Source organism: Kribbella sp. NBC_01505 (assembly GCF_045040285.1).
Classification (GTDB): Bacteria; Actinomycetota; Actinomycetes; order Propionibacteriales; family Kribbellaceae; genus Kribbella.
Map to the genome: position 1 here is coordinate 5980872 of NZ_CP109425.1, position 23689 is coordinate 6004560.

Here is a 23689-nt window from a genome sequence, read left to right on the forward strand (position 1 = left end):
TTCCGATCGACGCCGGTCAGGCGTCGAAGTCGCGGCGGATCTTGGTGAGGATGTCGCGCGTCTTGTTCGGCGGGGGTGCCGCGACGCAGAGCGCTTCCATCGTCGCCGTGTACTGATCGAGGTCGTCCTGCTTGTCCAGATACAGCGCGCTGGTCAGGTGCTCGATGTAGACGACATCGGCGAGGTCCGGCTCGGGGAACCGGAGAATGCTGTACGCACCGCCGGTGGCCGCGTGGCCGCCGTCGGTGAAGCCCATCACCTGCAGGGTGACGTTCGGCAGCTGGCTCATCTCGATGAGGTGGTCCAGCTGCATCATCATCGTCTTCTGACCGCCGATCGGCCGGCGGAGCACCGCTTCGTCGACGACCGCCCAGAGCCGGACAGGGGTCGGCCGGGTCAGCACTTCCTGGCGGCTGATCCGCAGGTTGACGCGACGCTCGACCTCTTCGGCCGTGACCAGGCCGCGGCCGAGCTGGACGACCGCGCGGGCATAGTCGGTGGTCTGCAGCAGACCCGGGATGAACTGCAGCTCGTAGGAGCGGATCAGCGCGGCCGCCGACTCCAGCCCCAGGTACGAGTGGAACCAGCTGGGCAGGACGTCGCCGTACCGGTGCCACCAGCCGGGGTTGTTCGCCTCGCGGGCGAGCGCCAGCAGCCGCTCGCGCTCCTCGCCGTCGTCGAGGCCGTAGAGCGTGAGCAGGTCGCGGACGTCGCGCTCCTTGAAGCCGACGCGGCCGAGCTCCATCCGGCTGACCTTCGACTCCGACGAGCGGATCTCCCAGCCGGCGTCCGACCGGCTGATTCCGGCGGCCTCACGCATCCGGCGCAGGTGCGCTCCGAGGATGATGCGGAGTGCTGTCGGCCCGCTTTGCGCGCCCGACTCGGTCACACTCACCTCCGGCCCCCCAGTGCTCTGTTTCTCAGTGCTCTGTCCTCAGCGTCCTCAGCGTCCTCAGCGCGATCCGGCGGGAACCGGGCTCGCAGGCAGACATCATCGCACGCCCGAGCCTGAATCTGCCGAAGTTCTTACATAAGCCACGCGAATCGCCATCGGTCGTGACATTGGGTGATTCGGGGTGCTCGGAGTGCCTCTCATTTGTCAAGACAAAGTCGGACGGGTTCGTGTCGTCGAACGGTGTTCGACGGGGGCTCCGGAGGGCCTGTTCAGGCGTAAAACGGTCGATTGTTATCTCAAAATGGAAAACGTGCGGATGCACGTGCATCTGGCGCTTGCATTCGAAGCGTGCCGACGCCATGATTGATTCATGCACAGAAGGTGAGCTGGATCTCGCAAATCGTGACAACCGCGAGGCCTGGCAGGCCGGTCCTACAGATCGCTGGTGACGAGCGCACCGGCATGACTGGTTGGGGAACCCGAGTCGATGATTGACGACGACAGTGAGGTAGCCGAGCAGACCGCCTACGCGGGCGGACGCGCGCCGGACGAGCTGACTGAGCGGGAGATCCAGGAGCTGGTGGCGCGCTGCCCCGAGCAGCAGCGCTGGGCCTTCGAAGGCTGGTTGCGCGGTGTCCGTCAGCTCGACGGTGACCCCATCGTGAGCCTGGCCCCATGAACACAGACCGAGGAGGACGGAAGATGGTGCGGATCTGGCTGGGAGATCATCTGATCGCGGAGTACCTGGCCGAGCCCGACCGTGCCTCCCGGTACCAGCGGGTGATGACGCCCAAGTTCACCGGTCTGCGGATCACGGTGGACAACGCGGCGACCGGTAAGGCCTCCGAGCTCCCGAGCAGCGAGCAGCTCTGGCCCCTCACGGTGCAGTAGCAGTACAGCAAAGCTTTTCCGGTAACACCGAAGGCCGGTCCTCCCTCCGAGGGCCGGCCTTCGACGTTGTCGGGGGGCCGGCTCAGGAGGGCATGAAAAAGGGCCCCTTCGTCACTCGCCTGGCGAAGGGGCCCTGGTCCTTTTCAGGAGACTCATCGAGGTTCAGACGAGGTAGTCGAACTCCCCGTCCTGGGCACCGCCCAGGAAAGCCTCGATCTCCGCTTTGGTGAATACCAGTGCCGGTCCGTCGGTGTGACGCGAGTTCCGCATCGCCACGCCGCCGCCCGGCAGCTTTGCCACCTCTACGCAGTTGCCCTGGGGGCTGCTCCGCTGGCTCTTCTTCCACACCAGCTCAGTCATGGAGTCGCCGGGCATGCCGTTGTAGATAGCAGTCATCAGCTGCACCTTCCGTACGTCCTTGGCATATGCACGTGCATTTGGGCTTGCATTTGCATCGTACATGTTTAGGGGTCTCGTGTCTGCTCCATTACCCACTGTCATGTCGGGAGCCTCAAACGAGCGTTCGAAGAGCGGGTTCGCTCGCGCTCGGTGAGCAAAACGGGGGCTGGGCGGGCAGGTGCATGCGATCCGGCGAGGTGGGTACGGGCAGCAGGCAGGCGTGACCGTGGTTCAGCTAAGAGCCACGCCGTGACGAGACAGTCGCGAGGTCATCCAGATGAGCATCACCAGAACCGTTCAGTGTTCGACCGCGGCCGACCGGGCCGCCCGAGAAGCAGCCACCCGGGAACTGATGGAACGCCGGGCAGCCAGCACCGACGAGGCCGAGCGGCAGGAGCTGCTCGAAGAGGTCGTCGAGCTCAATCTGGAGATGGCGCGCGGGATCGCCCGCCGGTTCCGCGGCCGGGGCGCCGAGGCCGACGACCTGGAGCAGGTCGCCTACCTCGGGCTCGTGAAGGCCGCGCACCACTACCGGCTCGAGGCGGAGACGCCGTTCATCGGTTTCGCCATCCCGACCATCCGCGGCGAGGTCAAGCGGTACTTCCGCGACTGCGCCTGGACCGTCCGGATCCCGCGCCGCCTCCAGGAGATGCAGGGTTCGATCGCCGGCAAGCTGCCCGAGCTGGAGCAGGAGCTGAACCGCGAGCCCACTCCGGCCGAGCTGGCCGAGCATCTCGAGGTCGAGGTGACCGAGGTCGAGCAGGCGATGGCCGCGAAGGGCTGCTTCAACGTGCTGTCCCTCGACCGCCCGGCCGAGACCGACGCCGATCTGACCCTGGCCGACGTGGTGGCCGACTCCGACGACACCAGCATCGATCAGCTGGAGACGGTCGAGATGCTGCAGCCGGTGCTGCAGGACCTCAACGACCGCGAACGCCGCATCCTGCAGCTGCGCTTCGTCGAGGGCTGGACCCAGTCCGAGATCGGCAAGGACATCGGCGTCAGCCAGATGCAGGTCTCCCGAGTCCTCCGCAAAACCCTGAACGACCTCCGCGCCAAACTAACCCCGATGCCGGCAGCCGCCTAACCCCCTTGCCCCCACCAACCACCCCCTCCCACCCCGCCCAAAGACACGCCGACCCGCCCAAAGACACGCCGACCCACCCTTGGGCATGAACGCCGTCTTTGTGCATCCACCAACCGTTTTCGGGCCGCGAAAACGGTTGGTGGGGTCCCAAAGTGCTGGTTCGTGCACAAAGAGAAGGCGGCCCACCTTTGGGTGGGTGTCGCGACTTGCCGGGGATCGTTGGTTACTGGGAGTGCGGTTGGCGGCACAATGGGGGAGAGCAAGCGGGATGGAGCGGTGGTTTGGCGTTCGGGATGATCAGGACGGTGCCCGCGGACGCGGCCGCCATCGTGCGGGCGTATCCGCCGATGGTGGTGTGTTTCGCGGCCGCGCTGACCGGGACCGCGCTGGTGTTCGACATCTTCTATCTGGTGGCGAGCCCGGGGCTGACGCTGGCGCTTGTCTATACCGTGCCGGTTCTGGCCGGGCTGATCGCCGGGCTGGTGGCTGCGGCCGACGATGTCGGGCTGGAGCGGCGGGTGCTGCTGCGTACGGTCGGCGTGGCTGTTGCCGTCGGCATCACGAACGCGGTCGTGGTGGCGATGCTCGCCGCGATGACCCGGACGGGCCCGTCGGACTGGGCCTCCGGTCTGCAGGCGATCTTGTTCGCGGCCTGTACGACGTTCGCCGTCGCCATCATGGTCACCGCGTGGAGCCGGCTGCTCGATGCGCTCGGCATCGAGCTGCAGACCAAACTGCTCCAGCGGACGGTCCGGCCGCCGGTCGCGGCGATTGCCGTGGCCGCGCTCCCCAGAGCAAGTAAGGAGTCGGTCGCCCGGGCCGAAGCGCCCCGAGCACCGACTCCGCCACCGCCGCCGCCAGTAAGAGAGGAGCGGACCAGGCCGATCTTCGTCCCGCCACCGCCCAAGGTGGTCGACCTGGACGAGGCCCGCCCGGTCAGCCCATCCGCCCCGGCAAGCGGGGGCCACGCCGATCGCCTGACACCCCGCCCACGCCGTACGGCGCCTCGTCGGATCAACAAACCCGGCAAGCGACCGGGCTACTAGCAGGCGACATCCTGAGTGGGCAGCTTGCCGCTGAACAGGTAGGAAATGACCTTCTGATCAGCGCACGCGTTGCCGTACTCGCCGAAGACGCCGTGCTTGCGCGCGTTCTTGACCGTGAGCACCCGGGAGTCGCTGATGCTCTTCTTCAGGACCGCCGCGTTCTCGTAGGCGGTCCGCGGGTCGTGCTCGGCGGCAACGATCAGTGCGTGCTCCGAGTTCGCGACCTTGGTCGGTGCCTCCTGCGGCTGGACCGGCCAGAAGGCACACGGCGAGATGCTCCGGGTGATCGACCCGTAGTGCGGTTCGCGCGATCGGTGCGCCTGGATGTCTCGCCAATAGACCTGCGGGTCGCGAGGCGCCGCCCGGTCGCCACACACGATCGCCGTTTGAGCGCTGATCGTCTGCGACATCGCGGGAGACATGATCACGTCGAGCAGCTCAGCAAGATCGGCTCGCGGATCGAGGACCGGCCCGTCGACCGCCTTGACCAACGTCTGCACCAGTACGGCGGCATCCGCCCGCGCCGGATCGCGGTCGTCGTTCATTGCGACGAAGAACAGCATCGGAAGCAGGCCTTCGCCGATCTTGTGCCCGCCGATCTCCAGTTCGGTCGTCCGCACGTGCCGGTAGATGCGGTCGATGGACGCCAGCACCTCGCGCGTGGTCGATCCCAGCCGGTACGTCGAGTTGCGGGCTGCTGCCCAACCGGCCCAAGCCCGCAGGTTGTCCTCGTTCTGCGGCCCGACCTGCTGGAGCAGCCGCGGACCAAACCGGTCCGGGTCGACAGGTCCGTCCAGGACGACCCGATCGGTCCGCCCCGGGAACATCTGTAGATAGACAGCCCCGAGATAAGTCCCATAGGAATAGCCCAGGTACGAGATCTTCTGCTCGCCGAGCGCGATCCGCACCCGGTCCAGGTCGCGCGCGGTGTTCCGCGTCGTGATGTACGGCAGCATCGCCCCGGCTTCCCGCGCGCACCGGTTCGCGACATCGGCCTGGATCTCCGCACTCTGCCGGAACGACGTCTGCGTCGTACCGCCTGCCCACGGCCAGCCGGCGAACGGCAGTTTGCAGTCGATCGGCGTACTGCGGCCGATGGCCCGCGGGTCCAGCCCGATCAGGTCGTACCGCGTCCCGACGGTCCCCATCACGTCCGGCCGGTCCAGCGCCGCGGTCAGGCTCGGGCTGCCGGGACCGCCGTTGTTGATCACGAGCGCGCCGATCCGCGCACCGGTCGCCTTGATCCGCGACATCGCCAGCGTGATCTTCGGACCGTTCGGCCGGGTGTAGTCCAGCGGGACCTTCAGGTCACCACACTGCGCCCCGGCCTGGTCGAGTGCCTTGCCTTCGGCATCGTCCGCGCTCAGTGCGCACTGATGCCAGTCGATCGCGCTCGTCGCCTGCGCGACAGCCGTCGTACTGGTCGATGCGCCTAGGAGCGCCAGCGCCAGCAGTAGTTTCATCGTCCCCTCCTCGAGTTCACTGCCGACGCTAGAGCCGAGCTCCGGCGTCGGCAGTGGCCCAAGGACCCTGCTAGAGGTAGTTCGTGCGCTACCTCGCGAATGCCCTAACGCGCAGTCAGAGAGTTGCCACGTGCCACGGTCCGGTGCCGGGCGCGTGTTGGTAGAGCCAAGTGCCTGCGGTCAGTACGACGAGTTTGCCGGCCGAGTCGGTGTAGAGGATCGGGTCGACCGTGGCCGGTGCGGGCTGGTTGCTGACGGCATCCCGGATGATCGTCGCGTGCCACGGGTCCGAGCCGGGGACGTTCTGCCAGCCGTGCAGGATGCGGTTGTCGGTGGTCCGGACGAAGTACGTCAGCTTGCCGCTGTTGTCGAGGCTGATCGCCGGGTCGCCGGCGAGCTGCACGGTCTCGACGCCGTCGGTGTCGGTGGTCGGCGGTACGACGGTCGACTGCCAGGTGTCCGCACCCGGGGTCGACTGCCAGCCGTGCTGCAGCTTGCCGTCGGTGCCGCGAGCGAAGTACACGAGCTTGCCCGACACATCGAGCCCGACCGAGGGGTTGCCGACGATGCCGGTGGCCGCCAGCGTGCTGACCACCCACGGGCCGGTGCCCGGCGCGGCCTGCCGTCCGTAGCGCAGCTTGCCGTCAGAGGTGCGAGCGAGGAATGCGATCCGCCCGAGCACGTCCTGCGAAATCACCGGGTCACCATCAAGCTGTACGGCGACGCCCGCGCCGTCCCGGATGATCGTCGCGTGCCAGACCGTGCTCCCGGCCTGGTCCTGCCAGCCGTGCAACAGCCGACCGTCGCTGGTCCGGACGAAGTACGTGAGCTTGCCCCGGGCATCGATCACCGCGGCCGGACGCCCGACCGGCTGAACCGTCTCAACACCTTCGAGATCGGTCGTCGGCTCGATAGTTGCCGACAGCCACGGTCCGGCGCCGGGGCTGGTCTCCCAACCGGTCCGCAGCTTGTTGTCCGGCGTGCGCGCGAAGTAGTACGCCCGCCCGATCGAGTCGGCCGCTGTCGCGATCGGTACGCCGGGAACCACGCCACCCGGCGGGTCGATCGTGCCGGTCTGCCAGCTGGTCGAGGCCGGACCGGTCTGCTCGCTCAGCTGGACCGCACCATCTGCCGTCGCGGTGAACTGCATCAGCCGCCCGGTCACGTCCTGACCGATCGACGACACCGGGCTCGCGGTCGCACCGACCACCTTGTTGTACCGGTACGGCGTGAAGGTCTTGAAGTAGCTGTTCGTCCAGATCCGCTCCTCGGCGATATGGCCGAAGTCGTACTCCTCACGAACCTTCGGCCGGGTCTTCGCCGCGTCGTACCAGCCGACGAACAGCCCGGCGTGGTTCACCCCACCCGACCGGCGCCACAATGCATCGCCCGGCTGCAGATCGTCGTACGTGATCTGATGCATCACCGACGGCAGGCTCGCTGTGGTGAGCGAGCTGCTCAGATGCCACGCCATCGACAGGAAACCCGAGCAGTCCCGGCGGTAGCTGCCGAACTCGTTCACGTGCGGGCTGCCGTTGTCCTGGCTGTACGGCACCTTGTCGCGGATCCACGACGCCGACCGCAGCAGCACCTCCTGCCGGGAGACCGGTCCGTTGGCGACGCTCTCGATCTGGAGATCGCGAGCTTGTGCCGTACTGGGAGCGACCAGAGTGGCGCCGAACAGCAGCACGGCGGTCGCGAGGAGGCGGATTCTCATGCCCCGATGGTCGCCGCCGCACCCCACGACGTGAACCTGTTCGAACAGCCTCGAACATCGGGTAGACCAATGGGAGACTGACCCCTGTGTGGGATCTGGTGATCATCGGCGCCGGGCCGGCCGGAGCCGCGGCCGCTCTCGGTGCGCTCGCGGTCGACCCGAGCCTGTCAGTACTACTAGTGGACCGCCATGATTTTCCCCGCGACAAGACCTGTGGTGACGGCATCGCCCCGCACGTCTTCGACCTGCTCGCCGCGGTCGGTGTCACCGGCCTCGTCGACGACTGGACCCCGGTACGCCGCTTCGTTCTGACCAACGGGGCGGTCGGGGTCGAGCGCGACATGGCCCGACCGAACTGGGTCGTTCCGCGCGCAGTCTTCGACCACCGACTCGTGGTGGCGGCGCAGTCCGCCGGGGCAGAGTTGATCCGCCGCCGGGTTCGCCGACTCGACGAGCTGGACGGCAGGTTCGTGATCGGCGCCGATGGCGCGCACTCCGTCGTACGGCGTGAGCTCGGTGCACCGACCGGCCCGGTCGCGCTCGCGATCCGCGGCTACGCGCCCACCCCGCCGGCCCGATCGGCCAGTCAGGTGATCGCGTACGGCGCCGGCCGGCAACCGTCGTACGCGTGGTCGTTCGATCGTGGCGACGGCTGGTCCAACGTCGGGTACGGCGAGCGCCTCGCGGACGGCCGTCCGCATCCGACTCGCGCCGACCTGCTCGCCCAGCTGGACGTGTTGCTCCCCGGAGCGACCGACGGTGGCAGCGAATGGCAGGGCCACCATCTACCGCTCACCGGCTGGTCCTGGCGGCCGCCCAAGGGTCCGGTCCTGCTCGCTGGTGACGCGGCCGGGCTGATCAATCCGATGACCGGTGAAGGCATCTACTACGCGATCGCCACCGGCCTGCTCGCCGGTCGGGCGGTCGCGGAATCCCTACGCAGCAACGAGTCTGACCCCAGTCGCCGCTATAACCGGAGCGTCCGCAAACTCCTCGGCCGGCACATCCGCCATACCGCGTTGACGGCGTACCTCACCAATTCGCCGCACGTCCTCACTCGCGGTATCCGCGCGGCCGCGGCTGGTCAGGGTGTCTTCGACGACCTCGTCGAGCTCGGTCTGGCCGACGGCGCGATCACTCCGCGGCTGTTGCGAGGTCTGCTCGCTGCTCGGGTGTCAGGCGCGTAGCCGCCGCGAGCTCGAGTGCGGTCTTGACCCGATCAACCGGCCAGCCCAGTACGGCGGCCACTCGGTCGGCCTCGATCACCCGGCCGCCCTCCCGGTACGCCGCGAGCACGGTCAGCGCATCGTCGAGGATGTCGAACCCGGGCCCGCCGCTCATGTCGTCACCGAGCGCCCCGAAGAAGTCGGCCATCTGCGCGAGCCGGCGACCGGCCGGACTGTCGGGGCCGAACAGCTCAGCGCCTTCAGCCGCCGTCTCGGCCCAGTTCAGATTGGTGCGGGAGCTGGACTTCCATGCCTGCTGCCAGACATCCTCGGCCATCACGTAGTGCTGCAACCGGCGGCGCGGATCGGGCTCGCGGTGCAGCATGCCGACCTGCTCCAGGTAGCCGATCGCCTTCGAGATCGAGGCCGGGCTGACCTGCAGGGCGTTGACGAGCTGGGCCGCGGTCAGGCTGCGGCTCTCCGCGGTGTAGAGCCGGGCGAGCACCCGCGCGGCCATCCGGGGGATTCCGCCGTCGACCATCACCGCGGCGAAGCGCTCGGCGTACTCATCGGTGTCGTTGGGTGCTTGCGGGGTCTGCCGCCGGCCGCGCCGGGCTCGGGAGGAGGTCGCGTAGTGCGCGTGGTCGGCGCGATACCCGCGCCCGCCGCCGTTGCGCGCGACCTCCCGGCTGATCGTCGAGGTCGGCCGATCGAGCTGCCGCGCGATCTCGGCGTACCCGAGACCGTCGCTGAGGCCGGCCGCGATCGCGCGTCGTTCCTGGTGGGACAGCCGGCCACCTGGCATGGATTCACCCTCAAGTCATTGCAACATCAGTGCGTTAACTCTCAGATCATTGCACAGATGACGCTGTTTTGGCTTTCCTAAGAGATGAACGCAACCGTAGCTTTCCAGCATGGTGATCACAGTTGACGGGTTGCGGATGCGGTACGGCGACGTCGAGGTGCTGCAGGATGTGTCGTTCGCGGTGCGGCCGGGGGAGGTGCTCACGCTGCTCGGGCCGAATGGCGCGGGCAAGAGCACGACGGTGGAGATCCTCGAGGGTTTCCGGCTTCGCTCCGCCGGTCGGGTCGAGGTTCTGGGAGTCGATCCGGCGGCTGCCGATGAGGCCTGGCGGGCGCGGGTCGGGATCGTGCTGCAGTCGTGGCGCGACCACGGCAACTGGCGGGTCGGTGAGCTGCTCGGACATCTCGGCAGCTACTACACGCCGTACACGCGTCCGTGGCCGACGGCCGAACTGCTCGCGGCGGTCGGCCTGACCGAGCATGCGGGGAAGAAGGTCCGGACGTTGTCCGGTGGTCAGCGGCGGCGGCTCGATGTGGCGATCGGGATCGTCGGGCGGCCGGAACTGTTGTTCCTGGACGAGCCGACGACCGGGTTCGATCCGGAGGCGCGGCGCGAGTTCCATGAGCTGGTACGGCGGCTCGCGACGGAGTACGGGACGACGATCCTGCTCACCACCCACGATCTCGACGAGGCCAGTCGGCTCGCGGACCGGATCCTGATCCTGACCAGCGGCCGGATCGTAGCCGCCGGTACGCCGACGGAGCTGACCGCGGCGATCGCCGGCGAGGACGAGGTCCGGTGGAGCGTCGACGGGCAGGGATTCCGCAAGCAGACGGCGGACTCGACCGAGTTCGTCCGCGACCTGTTCGCCCAGTACGGCGCGGCGCTCCGCGAACTGGAGGTCCGCCGGGCCTCGCTGGAGGACACCTATCTCGCGCTGGTGCGCGGTCAGGAGATTGCGTCATGACGACTCCAAGGGGCGCGGCGGTCCGGGCCGGTTGGCAGCGTGGGCTGATCGAGTTGCGGCAGTCCTTCAGCAATGGGCCCGAGCTGGTCAGCCATTTCCTCTGGCCGGCGCTGACCTTGGCGGCGCTGTTCTACCTTCGGCACCGAGACTTCGGGTCGAGCGGGTTGCTGCTCGGCGCGCTCGCGTTGCCGAGCATCCTCGGGATGAACGCGGCCATGGGCATGGTCAGCATGAGTCAGCAGCTGACCGCCGATCGGGAGGACGGCACGCTGCTGCGGGCGAAGGCGACGCCGCACGGCATGCTCGGCTACCTGGTCGGGAAGGTCGTCTCGGTGGCCGGGTCCCTGCTCGCGGACCTCGTCATCGTGCTGATCCCGGGGCTGATCATCGTGGGCGGGCTCACCGTCGACGCGACCGGTTGGCTGACGCTGGTCTGGGTGCTGCTGCTCGGTCTGGTGGCGACGCTGCCGATCGGTGCGGTCCTTGGGTCGGTCTTCACGACGGCTCGAGCGCAGGGTCTGATCCAGCTCCCGATGCTCGGGTTCATCGCGATCTCCGGCATCTTCTACCCGATCACCGCCCTGCCGAACTGGCTGGAGTGGATCGGTCAGCTGGCCCCGATCTACTGGATGGGGCTCGGGATGCGGTCGGCGCTGCTGCCCGACCAAGCGGTCGTGGTGGAGATCGGTCAGTCGTGGCGGCACCTCGAGACGGCCGGCGTACTCGGGCTCTGGGCGGTGGCGGGTCTGCTGCTCGCTCCGGTCATGCTGCGCCGGATGGCGCGCCGGGAGTCAGGCTCCGTGATGGCCGAACGGAGGGAATCGGCGCTCCGCAGTTCCGTCAGGTGAACCGGTTAGGGCTGACGGTCGTTAGTAGGTGGGGAGGATCGTTAGGAATGAGTGAAGATTGCCCGCCCAGGTGGGCCTGGACTTCAGTCGACGCGGCTAGGCGCGTTAGATTTGATCAAATCTGACAAGCGTCCAGGGAGCGTGAGCGTGCATGCAGGGTCTGACCACAGCGACTTGGTCGGGCTTGCCTGCCCTCCTCCAGGGCCCGCGCCGCTCTCGGCCGTCGGCAGGGAAGTGCTGACCAAGCTGCTCGGCGCGGTGGGGGTCCTCCTGCTGCTGACCGGGCTGTTCCTCGCGACCCGACCCCTCTCGGTCGATCACGTCAGCTGCGGATCGGTGTACTCGCCGGACAAGGGCATCACCCCGATGCAGTGCGACAACCGCCTCGACCAGCGGATGAACGTGGTCGGCGGCCTGGCCGCCGGCGGCATCGTGATCGCCCTCGCCGGCTTCGGTACGGCGGCCGTCCGCGACCGCCGTACCCGCGTCTGACCCACTGTGGGGCCTAGCCCTTAATTCGAACGGCTGTCCGGCCACTACTGTGGCGGTATGAAGAAGGCCGCCGTCGTGACGATGGCTGATGTCGCCCGGTTCGCGGGAGTTTCGACGATGACGGTCTCGAATGTGGTCAACGGCCGGCCGCGGGTCGGGGCGGCGACCCGGGAGCGGGTGCTGGCCGCGATCACCGAGCTCGGCTACCAGGTGAACCTGGCCGCGCGGCACCTGCGCGCGGGCCGGACCGGTGTGGTCGGGCTCGCGGTTCCGGAGCTCGAGCGCCCGTACTTCGCCCAGCTGGCGGGCCGGCTCGCGGATCGGTTCGAGGCCCACGGACTCCGGATCGTGATGGAGCGGACCGGCGCGAGTCGCGAGGGCGAGCTGGACGCGGTGGCTTTCTCCCGGCTGCGCATGTACGACGGTCTGATCCTCAGCGTGGTCGACATCGACCCCGGCGAACTGTCCCGGCTGAACACCGACGCTCCCGTGGTGATGATCGGTGAGCGGGCCCTGCCCTCGCGGTTCGATCACGTGATGATGGACAACGTCGGCGGCGCCCGGCAGGCGGTCGGGCAGCTGCTGTCGAGCGGGTCCCGCCGGATCGCGATGATCGGCGGCGAACTCTCCGGCCCGCCGAACATGCAGGGGCTGCGCGCGACCGGCTATGCAGCCGCTCACGAGGAGGCCGGCGTGGCCGTCGATCCCTTGCTGAACGTGCGATGCAACTTCCGGATGCAGGACGGGTACGACGCGATCCGATCGTTGCTCGATCGCGGTATCTCCTTCGACGCGGTGTTCGCACTGACCGATGTGGTGGCGATCGGAGCCCTGCGGGCACTGGCGGATGCTGAGCTTCGCGTCCCTGCCGACGTCCAGGTGATCGGCTTCGACGATCTGGACGAAGCGCCGTTCCTGGTGCCCTCGTTGTCATCGGTCAACCCGGGTCACGACGAGATGGCCGAGGCCATCACCGCGCGGCTGCTCGCCCAGCTCGGCGGTGACGAGGCGGTCGGGCCGCAGGAGCTGATCGTGCCCGCGCGGCTGGTGCTGCGCGGCACAACTCGGTAGCCCCGAGCTCTGGACGAGTCGTTCACCTGGGGTTTACCTTGCTCGGACTGTTAGGTAACCTTCCTAACAATTCTCTCCGAACGCCCCCGGAGGTTTTCATGAGCAAAAGATTGCGCCGGCTGTCGACGCTGATACCCGTCGTCCTGGTCGCCGCACTGGGTGGGTCGGCGGCCCTTGCCGGTACCACCGAGGATTCCCTGTTGTCCCAGGGAAAACCCGTCCTCTCGTCCAGTATCGAGGACAACACAACGACTGCCGACAAGGCGGTTGACGGCAATGCCGCGACCCGCTGGGCCAGCATGGAGGGTCACGATCCGGAATGGATCCGGGTCGATCTGGGCCAGGCCGCCGACGTCCATCGGGTCAAACTGACCTGGGAGGCCGCCTACGCCAAGGACTATCGGATCGAGGTCTCCAACGACGGAACCACGTTCAGTACTGCCAAATCCCTTACCAATCAGAACGGTGCGACCGACGACATCACCGGTCTGACCGGCCACGGCCGGTACGTGCGGGTCGTCGGTACCAAGCGCGCGACGGCGTACGGGTATTCGCTGTTCGAGCTCGAGGTGTACGGCGTCGGCGACTCGACGGGGGACACCCAGGCGCCGACGGTGCCGGCCGGACTGCAGAGCACGGGGACCTCGGCGTCCTCGGTCTCGCTGAGTTGGACCGCGTCGACGGACAACGTCGCGGTCACCGGGTACGACGTACTCCGGAACGGCGTCGCTGTTGCGACGACCACCACGACGTCGTACACGGACACCGGTCTGGCGGCCGACACGTCGTACTCGTACAGCGTCAAGGCTCGTGATCTGGCCGGCAACGTGTCAGCCGCGAGTACGGCGATCACTGCGAAGACGGGCACCGGCGGCACCGGCGGGTTCGTGCTCGCGGCCGCGGGTGACATCGCCGAACAGTGCACGTCCTCGTCGTCCACCTGCATCCACCCCAAGACGGCCAAGGTGGTCGACTTCATCAAGCCGGACAACGTCATCACGATGGGAGACAGTCAGTACGACGACGCCCATCTGTCCGACTACAACAGCTACTACTCGAAGACCTGGGGGAAGTTCAAGAGCATCACCAAGCCGGTGCCGGGCAACCACGACACCTACGACTCGCCGAAGTACAACGGCTACGACAAGTACTTCGGAACGGCGATCGCCAAGCCCCAGGGCAAGCGTTACTACAGCTGGGACAAGGGAAACTGGCACTTCATCGCCCTCGACTCGTCCGACTACATGACGCACGACACCCTGGCCACACCGCGCGACGACCAGCTCGCGTGGCTGCGGGCGGACCTGGCCAAGAACACCAAGGGCTGTGTGGCCGCGTACTTCCACCACCCGCGGTGGAGCTCCGGCGACCACGGTGACAACGACGACAGCGAACAGTTCTGGCGGACGCTCACCGGTGCCAAGGTCGATCTGGTGCTGAACGGTCACGACCACCACTACGAGCGGTTCGTGCCGATGAACGGCGACGGCAACGCCGACCCGAAGGGGACGGTCGAGCTGCTCGGCGGGATGGGGGGTGCGCACCCGTACGACCTGTCACCCGCGCACCCGACGACCGCGAAACTGCTGAGCACGTACGGCGTGATCAAGCTGACGATGACCGACAACTCCTGGACCTCACAGCTGATCGGCCTGAACAACCAGGTCGAGGACAGCAGCCCGACCTACACCTGCCGGGCGAAGGGTTAGTCCCATGTACCTCGCCGCAACCCGGGCCGCGGATCACGCCGCGGCCCGGGGGACCTCCCGGCCCGGCCGGGTGCCTGGAACAGTTGTTGCCCTCGGCATCGTCAGCTTGGTGACCGACATCTCCTCGGAGATGGTGACCGCGATCCTCCCGCTCTACCTCGTCTTCGGCCTCGGCCTGAACCCCTTGCAGTTCGGCCTCCTCGACGGCCTGTACGCCGGTGCGACCGCCGTACTGCGGTTGGTCGGGGGCCATGTCGCGGACCGCTGGCAACGCCTGAAGGCCGTCGCCGGCATCGGCTACGCCACGTCTGCCGTCGCCAAACTGGGCTTCCTTGCCGCCGGCTCGTCCGTTCCCGCGATCGGCGTCGTGCTGGCCCTCGACCGCGCCGGCAAAGGCGTCCGCACCGCCCCGCGCGACGCGTTGATCTCCCTGAGCAGTTCACCCGAAACTCTTGGCCGCTCCTTCGGCGTCCACCGAGCCATGGACACGGTGGGAGCCTTCCTCGGCCCACTGGCGGCGACGCTCGTATTGTGGGCTGCCCTGGGCAACTATGACGCAGTCTTCGTTACCAGCTTCTCGCTCGCTACCTGCGCCGTACTGCTGCTGGTGGTTCTGGTTCCGAACCGGACACGGCTGACGGCCGAGCCGGTGAAGCACAAGCCGTCGCCCCGCGCGATGCTCGGGTTGTTGCGAGAGGCAAGCTTCCGACGGTGTTGCATCTGGGCGGCCGCGTTGGGGCTGTTCACCGTCACGGATGCTTTCGTCTACCTGGCTCTGCAACGCCGGTGGGATGTCGACGGCCGGTTGTTTCCATTGTTGCCACTCGGTACGGCGGGAGTCTTTCTCCTGCTCGCGATTCCGCTCGGCCGGCTCGGCGACCGGATCGGACGCTGGAAGGTCTTCATCGGCGGTCACCTGGCCCTCGTCGTCGCGCTGCTCCTGCTCTGCGGTCCGATCGGCAACTGGTGGCTCGCGCTCGCACTGCACGGCGCCTTCTACGCTGCCACCGACGGCGTACTCCCGGCGGCCGCCGGGCCCATGCTGCCGGAGAACCTTCGGGCGTCCGGCCTCGCCGTACTGCAGACAGGGCAGGCCCTGGCGCGGATGGTCTCGGCCGTCACCGTCGGTCTGCTCTGGACCCTGTGGGACGTTCGACCGGCGCTTCTCCTCTTCACCGCCGCATTGCTGACGGTGACCGTTGCCGCGGCCGTGGTCAAACCTCTGGAGGCTGCCCGATGATGAAGAAGATCGTCGGCCTGATCGCCGGCTTCACCGTGCTGCTGGGCGGAGCCGTCGCGTACGTCGTCTCCGCGCGCACCGGCGGCGCCACCGTGAACGCCGTCCCGGTCAGCACCGGCCAGGCACTCGCATTGGCGCCATCGACCATGTTCTTCCGCAATCTCGCCGACGGTCCCGACCAGGGCAAGCTCGCAGCGGTCCCGGCGGCCGATCCGGCGACCGCCAGACGTGTCGGGGAATTGTCCTGCGATCGGTTCGCCGCAGCACGGGGTACGGCGATCTGTCTGCGGCTCAAGCCCGATTCGTTGCCACCGCTCACCGACATGCTCGTCCTGGACGCGAACCTTCACGAGGTCCACCGCGAAACCCTCCCCGGCACTCCGAGCCGGGCCCGGGTCTCGCCGAACGGCCGGATCGTGAACTGGACACTCTTCGTCACCGGCGACTCGTACGCGGCCACTGGCTTCTCCACCCGGACCGGTCTCTACAACCTGGACAAGCAGCGCCTGATCAAGTCGATGGAGACGCTCCCGATCCTTGTCGACGGCAAGCGTTACTTCGCCTCGGATGTCAATTACTGGGGGATCACGTTCGCCGACGACGGCAACCGCTTCTACCTGACCATGGGCAGCAAGGGCAAGACCTACCTGATCGAGGCCGACTACGCGAAGTACCACGGCCACGCGATCGCCCAGAACGTCGAATGCCCGTCCCTGTCACCCGACGGCCGCCGGATCGCCTACAAGCAGAAGGTTGCCACCGGCAAATGGCGGCTCGCGGTCCTCGACCTCGCGACCCGCAAGATCACCAACCCGCCGGACGACCGCCTGCTCGACGACCAGCCGGTCTGGCGCGACAACGACACCCTGCTCTACCCGCTCCGCGCTCCTGACGGAAGCACCGACATCTGGTCCGTCGGCCTCACCAAACCGCCCACCCTGCTGATCCGCCACGCCACCAGCCCATCCCTGGGCGGCGGCCAGAAGCCGTGATCAGCCGAGCACCACGGAGATTGCCTTGAGCAAGAGAACTCGCCGCTGGTCAGCGGTGCTGCCGCTGGTTCTGGTCGCCGGTGTCGGCGGTTCCGCCGCCATCGCCGGCACCACTGCCGACGCCTTGTTGTCCCGCGGAAAGCCGGTACTCGCCTCAAGTGTCGAGTCGGCCGAATTCGCCGCGGAGAAGGCGGTTGACGGAAGTACGTCGTCGCGCTGGGCCAGTGCCGAGGGCGCCGACCCGCAGTGGATCCGCGTGGATCTCGGTCAGGCGGCCGATGTTCATCGGGTCAAGCTGAACTGGGAGGCCGCCTACGGCAAGGACTACCGGATCGAGGTCTCGGACGACGGCACCACCTTCACCACGGTCAAGTCGCTGACCAATCAGAACGGCGCGACGGACGACATCACCGGACTGACCGGCCACGGGCGGTACCTGCGACTGGTCGGGACGAAGCGCGGTACGTCGTACGGGTATTCACTGCTTGAGCTCGAGGTCCACGGGGTTGCCGATTCCACGGGGGACACGGAGGCGCCGACGGTGCCGACCGGGCTGAAGAGCACAGAGATCACGCCGACCTCGGTCGGGCTCAGCTGGAACGCGTCGACCGACAACGCCGGTCTCGCCGGGTACGACGTACTCCGCAACGGGGTCGCGGTGGCACTGGCCCCGAGCACGACGTACACGGATGCAGGTCTGACCGCGGACACTGCGTACAGCTACAGCGTCCGAGCACGCGATCTGGCCGACAACGTGTCCGCCTCGAGTGCGGCGATCGCGGTGCGGACGGGGCAGGGTGGCAGCGGTCAGTTCGTGCTGGCGGCGGCCGGCGACATCGCGAAGGCGTGCAGCGCGTCGAGCTCGACCTGTATTCACCCGAAGAGTGCCAAGGTTGTCGACTTCATCAAGCCGGTGAACGTCATCACGATGGGGGACAACCAGTACAGCTCCGGAACGCTGTCCGAGTATCAGAACTACTTCGACAAGACGTGGGGGAAGTACAAGAGCATCATGAAGCCCTCCCCGGGTAATCATGAGTCGTACGACACGCCCTCGTTCAGCGGGTACGACAAGTACTTCGGGGCGATCGCGAAGCCACAGGGCAAGCGCTACTACAGCTGGGACAAGGGCAACTGGCATTTCGTTGCCCTCGACTCCAACGACTTCACGTCCAGCGGGGCGGACGCCGAGCCGGCCCAGATGACCTGGCTGAAGGCCGACCTGGCGGCCACCACCAAGGGCTGTATCGCGACGTACTACCACCATCCGCGCTGGAGCACCGGCGAACGCGGTGACGACGAGAACGGCGTCGCGCTGTGGAAGGTGATGACCGATCACAAGGTCGATCTGGTGCTGAACGGGCACGAACACCACTACGAGCGGTTCTTCCCGCTGAACAACAGCGGTCAGAAGGACGCGAAGGGGACGGTCGAGATCATCGGCGGCATGGCCGGAGCCAACCCGCGTGACCTCGGGCCGGAACGCCCGATCACGGCCAAGCGAATGAACTCGTTCGGCGTGCTGAAGCTGACCATGACCGACGACTCCTTCACCTCGCAGCTGATCGGCCTGAGCAACGAGGTCCTCGACAGCAGCCCCACCTACACCTGCCACCCGAAGGGCTGACCGCCACCCTCGCCGTCCTACTCGCCGGGCCTGGGGCCGCTCGGCGAGTGGGGCGGTCACTCGTTCAGTCGAGCGGCGAGGGCGTGGTTCATCGCCTCGAACTGCGGCTCGATGGTGCGGCGCAGCATCGAACGGAGGAACGGCACCGAGATCCCGCGGAACTCCTCGTCGTTGCGCAACCGGGTCCGCCCGCCGGGCAGTTCCTCCAGGCGGTAGCTGTGCTCGCCGTCGAACAGGCCGCCGAAGGCGATCCGGCTGAGCCAGGTGAGCTCCCGGTCCGGGTCGGCGACGAGGACCTTCGGCTTGAAGGTCCGTTCCTTCCCCTCGGCGTCCCGGACCCGGGTCGTCACCGTCGCGCCGACCGTTAACTCGCCGGTCAACGACAGGATGAGCGGATTCCACTCCGGGTACGCCGCCGCGTCGGTGAGCACCGCCCAGACCTTCGGCGGCGCGGCATCCAGGTCGATCGTGGTTCGCAGGGCGAAAGCGTTCATGCGCCGCACCGTAGCAAGAGTGGGCCGCTAGCATCGGTTCCATGGTCATGTCCGAGGACGACGTCAGGGCCCAGCTCACCACTCCTCTGGCCTCGCCGGCTTTCCCGCGCGGCCCCTACCGATTCACCGATCGGGAGTATCTGAACATCACCTACCGGACCGATCCGGACGCGCTGAACGCGCTGGTCCCGGCGCCGCTGAAGGTGACCGACCCGCTGGTCCGGTTCGAAGTGATGCGGATGCCGGACGTGACCGGCCTCGGTGACTACACCGAATCCGGTCAGGTCGCCCTGGTCGAGTACGACGGTGAACCGGGCGAGTTCACGCTCGGCATGTACGTCGACAGTCTCGGCGCGATCGCTAGCGGGCGGGAGGTGTCGGCGTACCCGAAGAAGTTCGGCAAACCCGCGTTGACGGTGGATTCGGACACGCTGGTCGGGACGCTGGACTACGGCTCGATCCAGGTCGCGCTCGCGACGATGGGTTACAAGCACCGGGTGATGTCCGAGGCCGATGCGCGCGCGGAGCTGATGGCGCCGACGTACATGCTGAAGATCATTCCTGGGTACCACGGGGAACCGCGGATCTGCGAGCTGACGCGGAGCCAGATCAGCGACCTGACCATCAAGGGCGCCTGGACCGCGCCGGCCCGGCTGCATCTGGTGCCGCACGCCTTGGCGCCGCTCGCCGATCTGCCGGTGCTGGAGATCGTGTCGGCCAGCCACATCCTGACCGATCTGACGCTGGGCCGGCCCGCGGTCGTGCACGACTACCTGGACGGAGATCGGTGATGAGGGCAACAATCGTCGGCGGTGGCGTGATCGGCGTCTCGTGGGCCGGCCTGATGGCGGCGCACGGGATCGATGTCGTGATCAACGATCCCGCACCGGGGATCGCCGAGACGGTCCGGGCCGGTCTGGACGAGCTGATGCCGTCGCTCGTCGAGCTCGGCTTGCCGACCGACGGACTGCTCGACCGGATCAGCTTCGAGGCCGATCTCGCGACCGCCGTCACGGGCACGGACGTCGTCCAGGAGAACGGGCCGGAGCGGCTCGAGCTCAAGCACCAGATCTGGAGCACGGTCGAGGCGAACGCACCCGCGCACGCGTTGTTCCTGACCTCGACTTCGGGGACACCGGCAACCGATATCGCCACCGTGCTCAAGTCGCCCGATCGATTGGTGGTCGGGCATCCGTTCAACCCGCCGCACCTGATCCCGCTGGTCGAGGTGGTGCCGGGGGAGCGGACGTCCGAGGCCGCCGTACAGGGGGCTGTGGAGTTCTATCGCAGTCTGGGGAAGAAGCCGATCGTGCTGGCCAAGGAGGTTCCGGGCTTTGTGGCGAATCGGTTGCAGGCGGCAATCTTCCGCGAGTGCGTGCATCTGGTTGCCGAAGGTGTGGTGACCGAGCAACAACTCGACGAGGTGGTGACGTCGTCCTTGGGGCAGCGCTGGGCGATCAGTGGTCCGTTCCTGAGCTTCCATCTGGGTGGTGGACCTGGCGGCTTGCCGCACTTCCTTGAGCATCTCGGTCCGGGGCTGGAGAAACGCTGGGGCCAGCTGGGAACGCCGCATCTTGACGAGCAGACGAACACGCTGCTGAGCGAGCAGGCAGCCGACTTCGGCGGCTCGATCGCCGAGCTCGCGAAGGCTCGGGACAGCGCCCAGATCGCCCTGATGAAGGCCCTCGGTACGGCGCCATCGGAGACTGCGCGGTGAGCGCCGATGTGACTGCGCGGGTGCGTGCGTCCCTTGCCAACCCCATTCGCTCGGAGGCGGACGACCACTTCGATATTCAGGCGGCGCTCGGTGAGGTGCTGGCGGATGTCGGGTTCAGCGCGGACGACTGCGGTGGGCGGGTCGAGTTCGTCGGGGCCGATCCGATCGTGCCGAGCGCCGTACGGCTGGGGGCGGCACCGGCGATCGGGCTGGTGGCGAAGTCGGTCGCGCTGGCCGCGTTGTGGCGGCATCGGGGCGGGCCGGGGCAGGACATCAGCATGGACCTGCGGAAGGCGCCGCACCGGTTGTGCCCGTTCTACGACAAGAAGTGGGAGCTGGTGAACGGGCTTCCGCCGACCAACACCGCCGACCCCGGCAGCCCGCTGTCGCTCAAGTTCTACCGCGCCGGCGACGGCCGCTGGGTGATGCCGCTGAACATCTACCCGAAGCTCAAGTCCAAGACGCTCAAACTCCTTCGCACGTACGACGACGCGACTGCGATCGCCGCTGCCATCGCCCGGTGGAAGGCCAGCGAGCTGGAAGAAGCCGGGGCGGACGCGGGCATCGTGATGCCGATGGTCCGCAGTACCGAGGAGTTTCTGGAGACCACGCAGTACCAGGAAGTGCTCGCGGGACTTCCGCTGATCGAGATCGAGAAGATCGGCGACTCACCTCCCGAGCCGCTGCCCGCCGGTGCGCTGCAGCCGCTCGACGGGATCCGGGCGCTCGGTCTCGGTCACGTCATCGCGGGCGCCGGGATCGGCCGCGCGCTTGCCCAGCACGGCGCCGACGCGCTCAACCTCTGGCGGCCGACCGAGTGGGAGAACCCGGTCGTCTACCTGACCGCGAACGTCGGCGTCCGCTCGGCCACCGTCGACTACGCCCGCAATCCGGCCGCGATGGAGACCGTCCGCGAGCTGCTGCGCGGCGCCGACGTCTTCTACGCCAACCGGCGTCCTGGTCAGGTCGCCGGGCTCGGGCTGTCACCACAGCGGGCCGCGGCTCTTCGGCCCGGCATCATTCACACCACCGTTTCTCTGCACGGTGAACAGGGGCCGTGGGCAACGAGAGTCGGCTTCGACCAGACCGCGGGATGCGTGACCGGCATGATGACACTGGAAGGCTCGGCCGACCAGCCGGTCCTGCCGCACATCGGGGTCGTCAACGACTACCTCGTGCCCTGGCTGGCCACCGCCGGCATCTGCGCCGCGCTGATCCGCCGCGCAACCGAAGGCGGTTCGTACCGGGTGCACATCTCACTGACCCGGATCGCGCTCTGGATCATCAGCCTCGGCGTCTTCGACCAGAACTTCGCCCGGAGCATCGCCGGCAGCGGCGGCGACCACGCCTACCTCGATCCGGACACCTTCACCGCCGAGACACCACTTGGCCTCTACCAAGGCGTCACCGACCAGGTCCAGATGTCGGCAACCCCCGGCGCCTTCCGCACCATCCTCGTCCCCCGCGGCTCCAACCGCCCCGAATGGCTCTCGAACGGACAACTCTCATGACCTCCGATATTCCTCAGCTCGTCACCGACCTTCGCGCGACCTTCGACTCCCGGATCACGCGGCCGGTCGAGTGGCGTCGTACCCAGCTGAATGCTCTGAAGACCATGCTGCTGGAGCAGGACGCGGACTTCGTCGGCGCGCTGCACACCGATCTCGGCAAGCCTGCCGACGAGGCGCGCGGTACCGAGTTGATGTTCATCGTCAACGAGATCGACCACACCCTCGAACACCTGGACGCATGGCTGGCTCCCGAGCCGGCGCCGCTACCGGAGAAGCTGCTCCCCGGTACGGCGCAGGTGATCCGCGAACCGCTCGGCGTCGCCCTCGTGGTCGGCCCGTGGAACTACCCGCTGCACCTGGCCCTCGCCCCACTCGTCGGAATCCTTGCCGCAGGCAACGTCGCCGTCATCAAGCCGAGCGAGTTGTCCCCGACGGTCTCCGCGGCGATCGCGCGGCACCTCCCGGCGTACCTGGATGCCTCGGCGGTCGCCGTGGTCGAAGGCGGCATCCCGGAGACCACCGAACTGCTCGAGCAGCACTTCGACCACATCTTCTACACCGGCAACGGCCAGGTCGGCCGCATCGTGATGACCGCCGCCGCGAAGCACCTGACCCCGGTCGCCCTCGAACTGGGCGGCAAGAGCCCAGTCATCGTCGATCCCGCCGTCGCCCCGGCCAAGGTCGCTGAGCGCCTGGTCCGAGCCAAGTTCCTCAACGCCGGCCAGACCTGCGTCGCCCCCGACTACGTGCTGGCGATCGGCGACCCCGCGCCCCTCGAGGCAGCACTCGCCGCCGAGGTACGCCGCAAGTTCGGCGACGACCCGTCAACCAGCGACGAGTACGGGCGCATCGTCAACGAGCGCCACTTCGACCGACTCTCCGGCCTACTCTCCAGTGGCCGCGTAGTAGTCGGCGGCGAAACCGACAAGCCCACCAAGTACATCGCCCCCACCGTCCTCACCGACGTGGCCCCCGATTCCCCGGTCATGGGCGAAGAGATCTTCGGCCCGATCCTCCCCATCCTCACGGTGCAGTCCCTGGACGAGGCCCTAGCCTTCATCCGCAACCGCGACAAGCCCCTAGCCCTCTACGCCTTCACCGAATCCGACGAAGTCAAACACCGCATCCTCACCGAAACCTCCTCCGGCGCAGTAGGTTTCGGCCACCCCGTAGTCCACCTGACCGCCACCGACCTCCCCTTCGGCGGCGTAGGCGAAAGCGGCATGGGCCGCTACCACGGCAAATACTCCCTAGACACCTTCAGCCACCTAAAAGCAGTCCTGGACCGCCCCCTCCCCTAACGTCCGAAGAACCCGCACACCCACCCTCCGGATCGTCGGACGTTAAATGCCCCACGCCAGCAACGTCCGAAGAACCCGCACACCCCCTCTCCGGATCGTCGGACGTTAGCGGGGAGCCGCCGACACCGGGCGCCGCTCTGGATGGGCGGGGCTGCGGCCGATTGACGGGGACGGATGGTGGGCCGGTCTCTGGCTGGGGTGGATGGTGCGGTTAGCTACCGAGGTTGAGGTCGCCTGAGCTTCCGGGCTAT

General features: G+C 67.6%; 23 protein-coding genes. 17 read left to right on the forward strand and 6 right to left on the reverse strand.

What is annotated here, in order from left to right; genetic code table 11:
- Positions 1-16: 16 nt before the first annotated feature.
- Positions 17-889, reverse strand: a complete 873-nt coding sequence (locus OG474_RS28270) for a helix-turn-helix domain-containing protein (RefSeq protein ID WP_405064623.1) — start codon at positions 887-889, stop codon at positions 17-19.
- Positions 890-1382: 493 nt separating this feature from the next.
- Here OG474_RS28270 and OG474_RS28275 point away from each other — a divergent pair, with 493 nt between their 5' ends.
- Entirely contained in the window at positions 1383-1574 is a 192-nt protein-coding gene (locus OG474_RS28275) for a hypothetical protein (protein ID WP_405056618.1), read from the forward strand.
- Positions 1571-1786 (forward strand): hypothetical protein, encoded by a 216-nt coding sequence (locus OG474_RS28280; protein WP_405056619.1) that lies wholly within the window; start codon positions 1571-1573, stop codon positions 1784-1786. Before OG474_RS28275 ends, OG474_RS28280 begins: the two co-directional genes overlap by 4 nt.
- A gap of 162 nt (positions 1787-1948) precedes the next feature.
- Here the strand turns inward: OG474_RS28280 and OG474_RS28285 are convergent, their stop codons facing one another.
- On the reverse strand, positions 1949-2182 hold the full coding sequence (locus OG474_RS28285; protein WP_391543154.1) for a DUF397 domain-containing protein: 234 nt from the start codon (positions 2180-2182) through the stop codon (positions 1949-1951).
- Positions 2183-2462: 280 nt separating this feature from the next.
- On the opposite strand from OG474_RS28285, the gene OG474_RS28290 reads away from it, so the two are divergent.
- Positions 2463-3272, forward strand: a complete 810-nt coding sequence (locus OG474_RS28290) for a SigB/SigF/SigG family RNA polymerase sigma factor (RefSeq protein WP_405056620.1) — start codon at positions 2463-2465, stop codon at positions 3270-3272.
- Positions 3273-3565: 293 nt separating this feature from the next.
- Positions 3566-4318, forward strand: coding sequence for a hypothetical protein (locus tag OG474_RS28295; protein ID WP_405056621.1), 753 nt, complete (start codon positions 3566-3568; stop codon positions 4316-4318).
- Here the strand turns inward: OG474_RS28295 and OG474_RS28300 are convergent.
- A complete protein-coding gene (locus OG474_RS28300; RefSeq protein ID WP_405056622.1) occupies positions 4315-5781 on the reverse strand; it encodes an alpha/beta fold hydrolase in 1467 nt (488 codons plus the stop codon). The two genes, OG474_RS28295 and OG474_RS28300, sit on opposite strands and share 4 nt — an antisense overlap.
- Positions 5782-5896: 115 nt before the next feature.
- Positions 5897-7498 carry a hypothetical protein gene (locus OG474_RS28305; protein ID WP_405056623.1) on the reverse strand — a complete coding sequence of 534 codons (1602 nt, stop codon included), beginning with the start codon at positions 7496-7498 and terminating at the stop codon, positions 5897-5899.
- 86 nt (positions 7499-7584) lie between these two features.
- On the opposite strand from OG474_RS28305, the gene OG474_RS28310 reads away from it, so the two are divergent.
- Complete coding sequence (locus OG474_RS28310; protein WP_405056624.1) at positions 7585-8685, forward strand: NAD(P)/FAD-dependent oxidoreductase; 1101 nt, start codon at positions 7585-7587, stop codon at positions 8683-8685.
- Here the strand turns inward: OG474_RS28310 and OG474_RS28315 are convergent.
- A complete protein-coding gene (locus OG474_RS28315) occupies positions 8633-9469 on the reverse strand; it encodes a helix-turn-helix domain-containing protein (RefSeq protein ID WP_405056625.1) in 837 nt (278 codons plus the stop codon). The two genes, OG474_RS28310 and OG474_RS28315, sit on opposite strands and share 53 nt — an antisense overlap.
- A gap of 109 nt (positions 9470-9578) precedes the next feature.
- Between OG474_RS28315 and OG474_RS28320 the strand changes: the two genes are divergently transcribed.
- From OG474_RS28320 to OG474_RS28355, 8 genes are all read left to right on the forward strand, one after another.
- Positions 9579-10436 (forward strand): ABC transporter ATP-binding protein, encoded by an 858-nt coding sequence (locus tag OG474_RS28320; RefSeq protein ID WP_405056626.1) that lies wholly within the window; start codon positions 9579-9581, stop codon positions 10434-10436.
- A complete protein-coding gene (locus tag OG474_RS28325; RefSeq protein ID WP_405056627.1) occupies positions 10433-11284 on the forward strand; it encodes an ABC transporter permease in 852 nt (283 codons plus the stop codon). The genes OG474_RS28320 and OG474_RS28325 overlap by 4 nt, the downstream gene beginning before the upstream one ends.
- Positions 11285-11518: 234 nt before the next feature.
- The gene (locus OG474_RS28330) at positions 11519-11776 is read left to right on the forward strand and encodes a hypothetical protein (protein WP_405056628.1); all 258 of its coding nucleotides are present in this window, start codon (positions 11519-11521) and stop codon (positions 11774-11776) included.
- A gap of 57 nt (positions 11777-11833) precedes the next feature.
- Entirely contained in the window at positions 11834-12847 is a 1014-nt protein-coding gene (locus OG474_RS28335) for a LacI family DNA-binding transcriptional regulator (RefSeq protein WP_405056629.1), read from the forward strand.
- A 98-nt stretch (positions 12848-12945) separates the two neighbouring features.
- A complete protein-coding gene (locus OG474_RS28340; RefSeq protein WP_405056630.1) occupies positions 12946-14556 on the forward strand; it encodes a discoidin domain-containing protein in 1611 nt (536 codons plus the stop codon).
- A 4-nt stretch (positions 14557-14560) separates the two neighbouring features.
- A complete protein-coding gene (locus tag OG474_RS28345; RefSeq protein WP_405056631.1) occupies positions 14561-15796 on the forward strand; it encodes an MFS transporter in 1236 nt (411 codons plus the stop codon).
- Positions 15796-16788 (forward strand): hypothetical protein, encoded by a 993-nt coding sequence (locus OG474_RS28350; RefSeq protein ID WP_405056632.1) that lies wholly within the window; start codon positions 15796-15798, stop codon positions 16786-16788. The genes OG474_RS28345 and OG474_RS28350 overlap by 1 nt, the downstream gene beginning before the upstream one ends.
- A 25-nt stretch (positions 16789-16813) precedes the next feature.
- Entirely contained in the window at positions 16814-18415 is a 1602-nt protein-coding gene (locus OG474_RS28355; RefSeq protein ID WP_405056633.1) for a discoidin domain-containing protein, read from the forward strand.
- A gap of 56 nt (positions 18416-18471) precedes the next feature.
- Here OG474_RS28355 and OG474_RS28360 read toward each other — a convergent pair whose 3' ends face one another.
- Entirely contained in the window at positions 18472-18909 is a 438-nt protein-coding gene (locus OG474_RS28360) for an SRPBCC family protein (protein ID WP_405056634.1), read from the reverse strand.
- A 41-nt stretch (positions 18910-18950) separates the two neighbouring features.
- Here OG474_RS28360 and OG474_RS28365 point away from each other — a divergent pair, with 41 nt between their 5' ends.
- From OG474_RS28365 to OG474_RS28380, 4 genes are read left to right on the forward strand one after another with little or no spacing between them, the layout of a single operon-like run.
- Positions 18951-19700 (forward strand): acetoacetate decarboxylase, encoded by a 750-nt coding sequence (locus OG474_RS28365; protein WP_405056635.1) that lies wholly within the window; start codon positions 18951-18953, stop codon positions 19698-19700.
- Entirely contained in the window at positions 19700-20626 is a 927-nt protein-coding gene (locus OG474_RS28370) for a 3-hydroxyacyl-CoA dehydrogenase family protein (RefSeq protein ID WP_405056636.1), read from the forward strand. The genes OG474_RS28365 and OG474_RS28370 overlap by 1 nt, the downstream gene beginning before the upstream one ends.
- Positions 20623-22137 carry a CoA transferase gene (locus tag OG474_RS28375; RefSeq protein WP_405056637.1) on the forward strand — a complete coding sequence of 505 codons (1515 nt, stop codon included), beginning with the start codon at positions 20623-20625 and terminating at the stop codon, positions 22135-22137. Before OG474_RS28370 ends, OG474_RS28375 begins: the two co-directional genes overlap by 4 nt.
- Positions 22134-23438, forward strand: coding sequence for an aldehyde dehydrogenase family protein (locus tag OG474_RS28380; RefSeq protein ID WP_405056638.1), 1305 nt, complete (start codon positions 22134-22136; stop codon positions 23436-23438). Before OG474_RS28375 ends, OG474_RS28380 begins: the two co-directional genes overlap by 4 nt.
- Positions 23439-23689 lie beyond the last annotated feature (251 nt).

What these genes read in the sequence shown, in the direction of transcription:
- OG474_RS28275 (WP_405056618.1), top strand. Translation starts at nt 1,383, where the DNA reads ATGATTGACGACGACAGTGAGGTAGCCGAGCAGACCGCCTACGCGGGC.
- OG474_RS28280 (WP_405056619.1), top strand. Translation starts at nt 1,571, where the DNA reads ATGAACACAGACCGAGGAGGACGGAAGATGGTGCGGATCTGGCTGGGA.
- OG474_RS28285 (WP_391543154.1), bottom strand. Translation starts at nt 2,182, where the DNA reads ATGACTGCTATCTACAACGGCATGCCCGGCGACTCCATGACTGAGCTG.
- OG474_RS28290 (WP_405056620.1), top strand. Translation starts at nt 2,463, where the DNA reads ATGAGCATCACCAGAACCGTTCAGTGTTCGACCGCGGCCGACCGGGCC.
- OG474_RS28295 (WP_405056621.1), top strand. Translation starts at nt 3,566, where the DNA reads ATGATCAGGACGGTGCCCGCGGACGCGGCCGCCATCGTGCGGGCGTAT.
- OG474_RS28300 (WP_405056622.1), bottom strand. Translation starts at nt 5,781, where the DNA reads ATGAAACTACTGCTGGCGCTGGCGCTCCTAGGCGCATCGACCAGTACG.
- OG474_RS28305 (WP_405056623.1), bottom strand. Translation starts at nt 7,498, where the DNA reads ATGAGAATCCGCCTCCTCGCGACCGCCGTGCTGCTGTTCGGCGCCACT.
- OG474_RS28315 (WP_405056625.1), bottom strand. Translation starts at nt 9,469, where the DNA reads ATGCCAGGTGGCCGGCTGTCCCACCAGGAACGACGCGCGATCGCGGCC.
- OG474_RS28320 (WP_405056626.1), top strand. Translation starts at nt 9,579, where the DNA reads ATGGTGATCACAGTTGACGGGTTGCGGATGCGGTACGGCGACGTCGAG.
- OG474_RS28325 (WP_405056627.1), top strand. Translation starts at nt 10,433, where the DNA reads ATGACGACTCCAAGGGGCGCGGCGGTCCGGGCCGGTTGGCAGCGTGGG.
- OG474_RS28335 (WP_405056629.1), top strand. Translation starts at nt 11,834, where the DNA reads ATGAAGAAGGCCGCCGTCGTGACGATGGCTGATGTCGCCCGGTTCGCG.
- OG474_RS28340 (WP_405056630.1), top strand. Translation starts at nt 12,946, where the DNA reads ATGAGCAAAAGATTGCGCCGGCTGTCGACGCTGATACCCGTCGTCCTG.
- OG474_RS28345 (WP_405056631.1), top strand. Translation starts at nt 14,561, where the DNA reads ATGTACCTCGCCGCAACCCGGGCCGCGGATCACGCCGCGGCCCGGGGG.
- OG474_RS28350 (WP_405056632.1), top strand. Translation starts at nt 15,796, where the DNA reads ATGAAGAAGATCGTCGGCCTGATCGCCGGCTTCACCGTGCTGCTGGGC.
- OG474_RS28360 (WP_405056634.1), bottom strand. Translation starts at nt 18,909, where the DNA reads ATGAACGCTTTCGCCCTGCGAACCACGATCGACCTGGATGCCGCGCCG.
- OG474_RS28365 (WP_405056635.1), top strand. Translation starts at nt 18,951, where the DNA reads ATGGTCATGTCCGAGGACGACGTCAGGGCCCAGCTCACCACTCCTCTG.
- OG474_RS28370 (WP_405056636.1), top strand. Translation starts at nt 19,700, where the DNA reads ATGAGGGCAACAATCGTCGGCGGTGGCGTGATCGGCGTCTCGTGGGCC.
- OG474_RS28380 (WP_405056638.1), top strand. Translation starts at nt 22,134, where the DNA reads ATGACCTCCGATATTCCTCAGCTCGTCACCGACCTTCGCGCGACCTTC.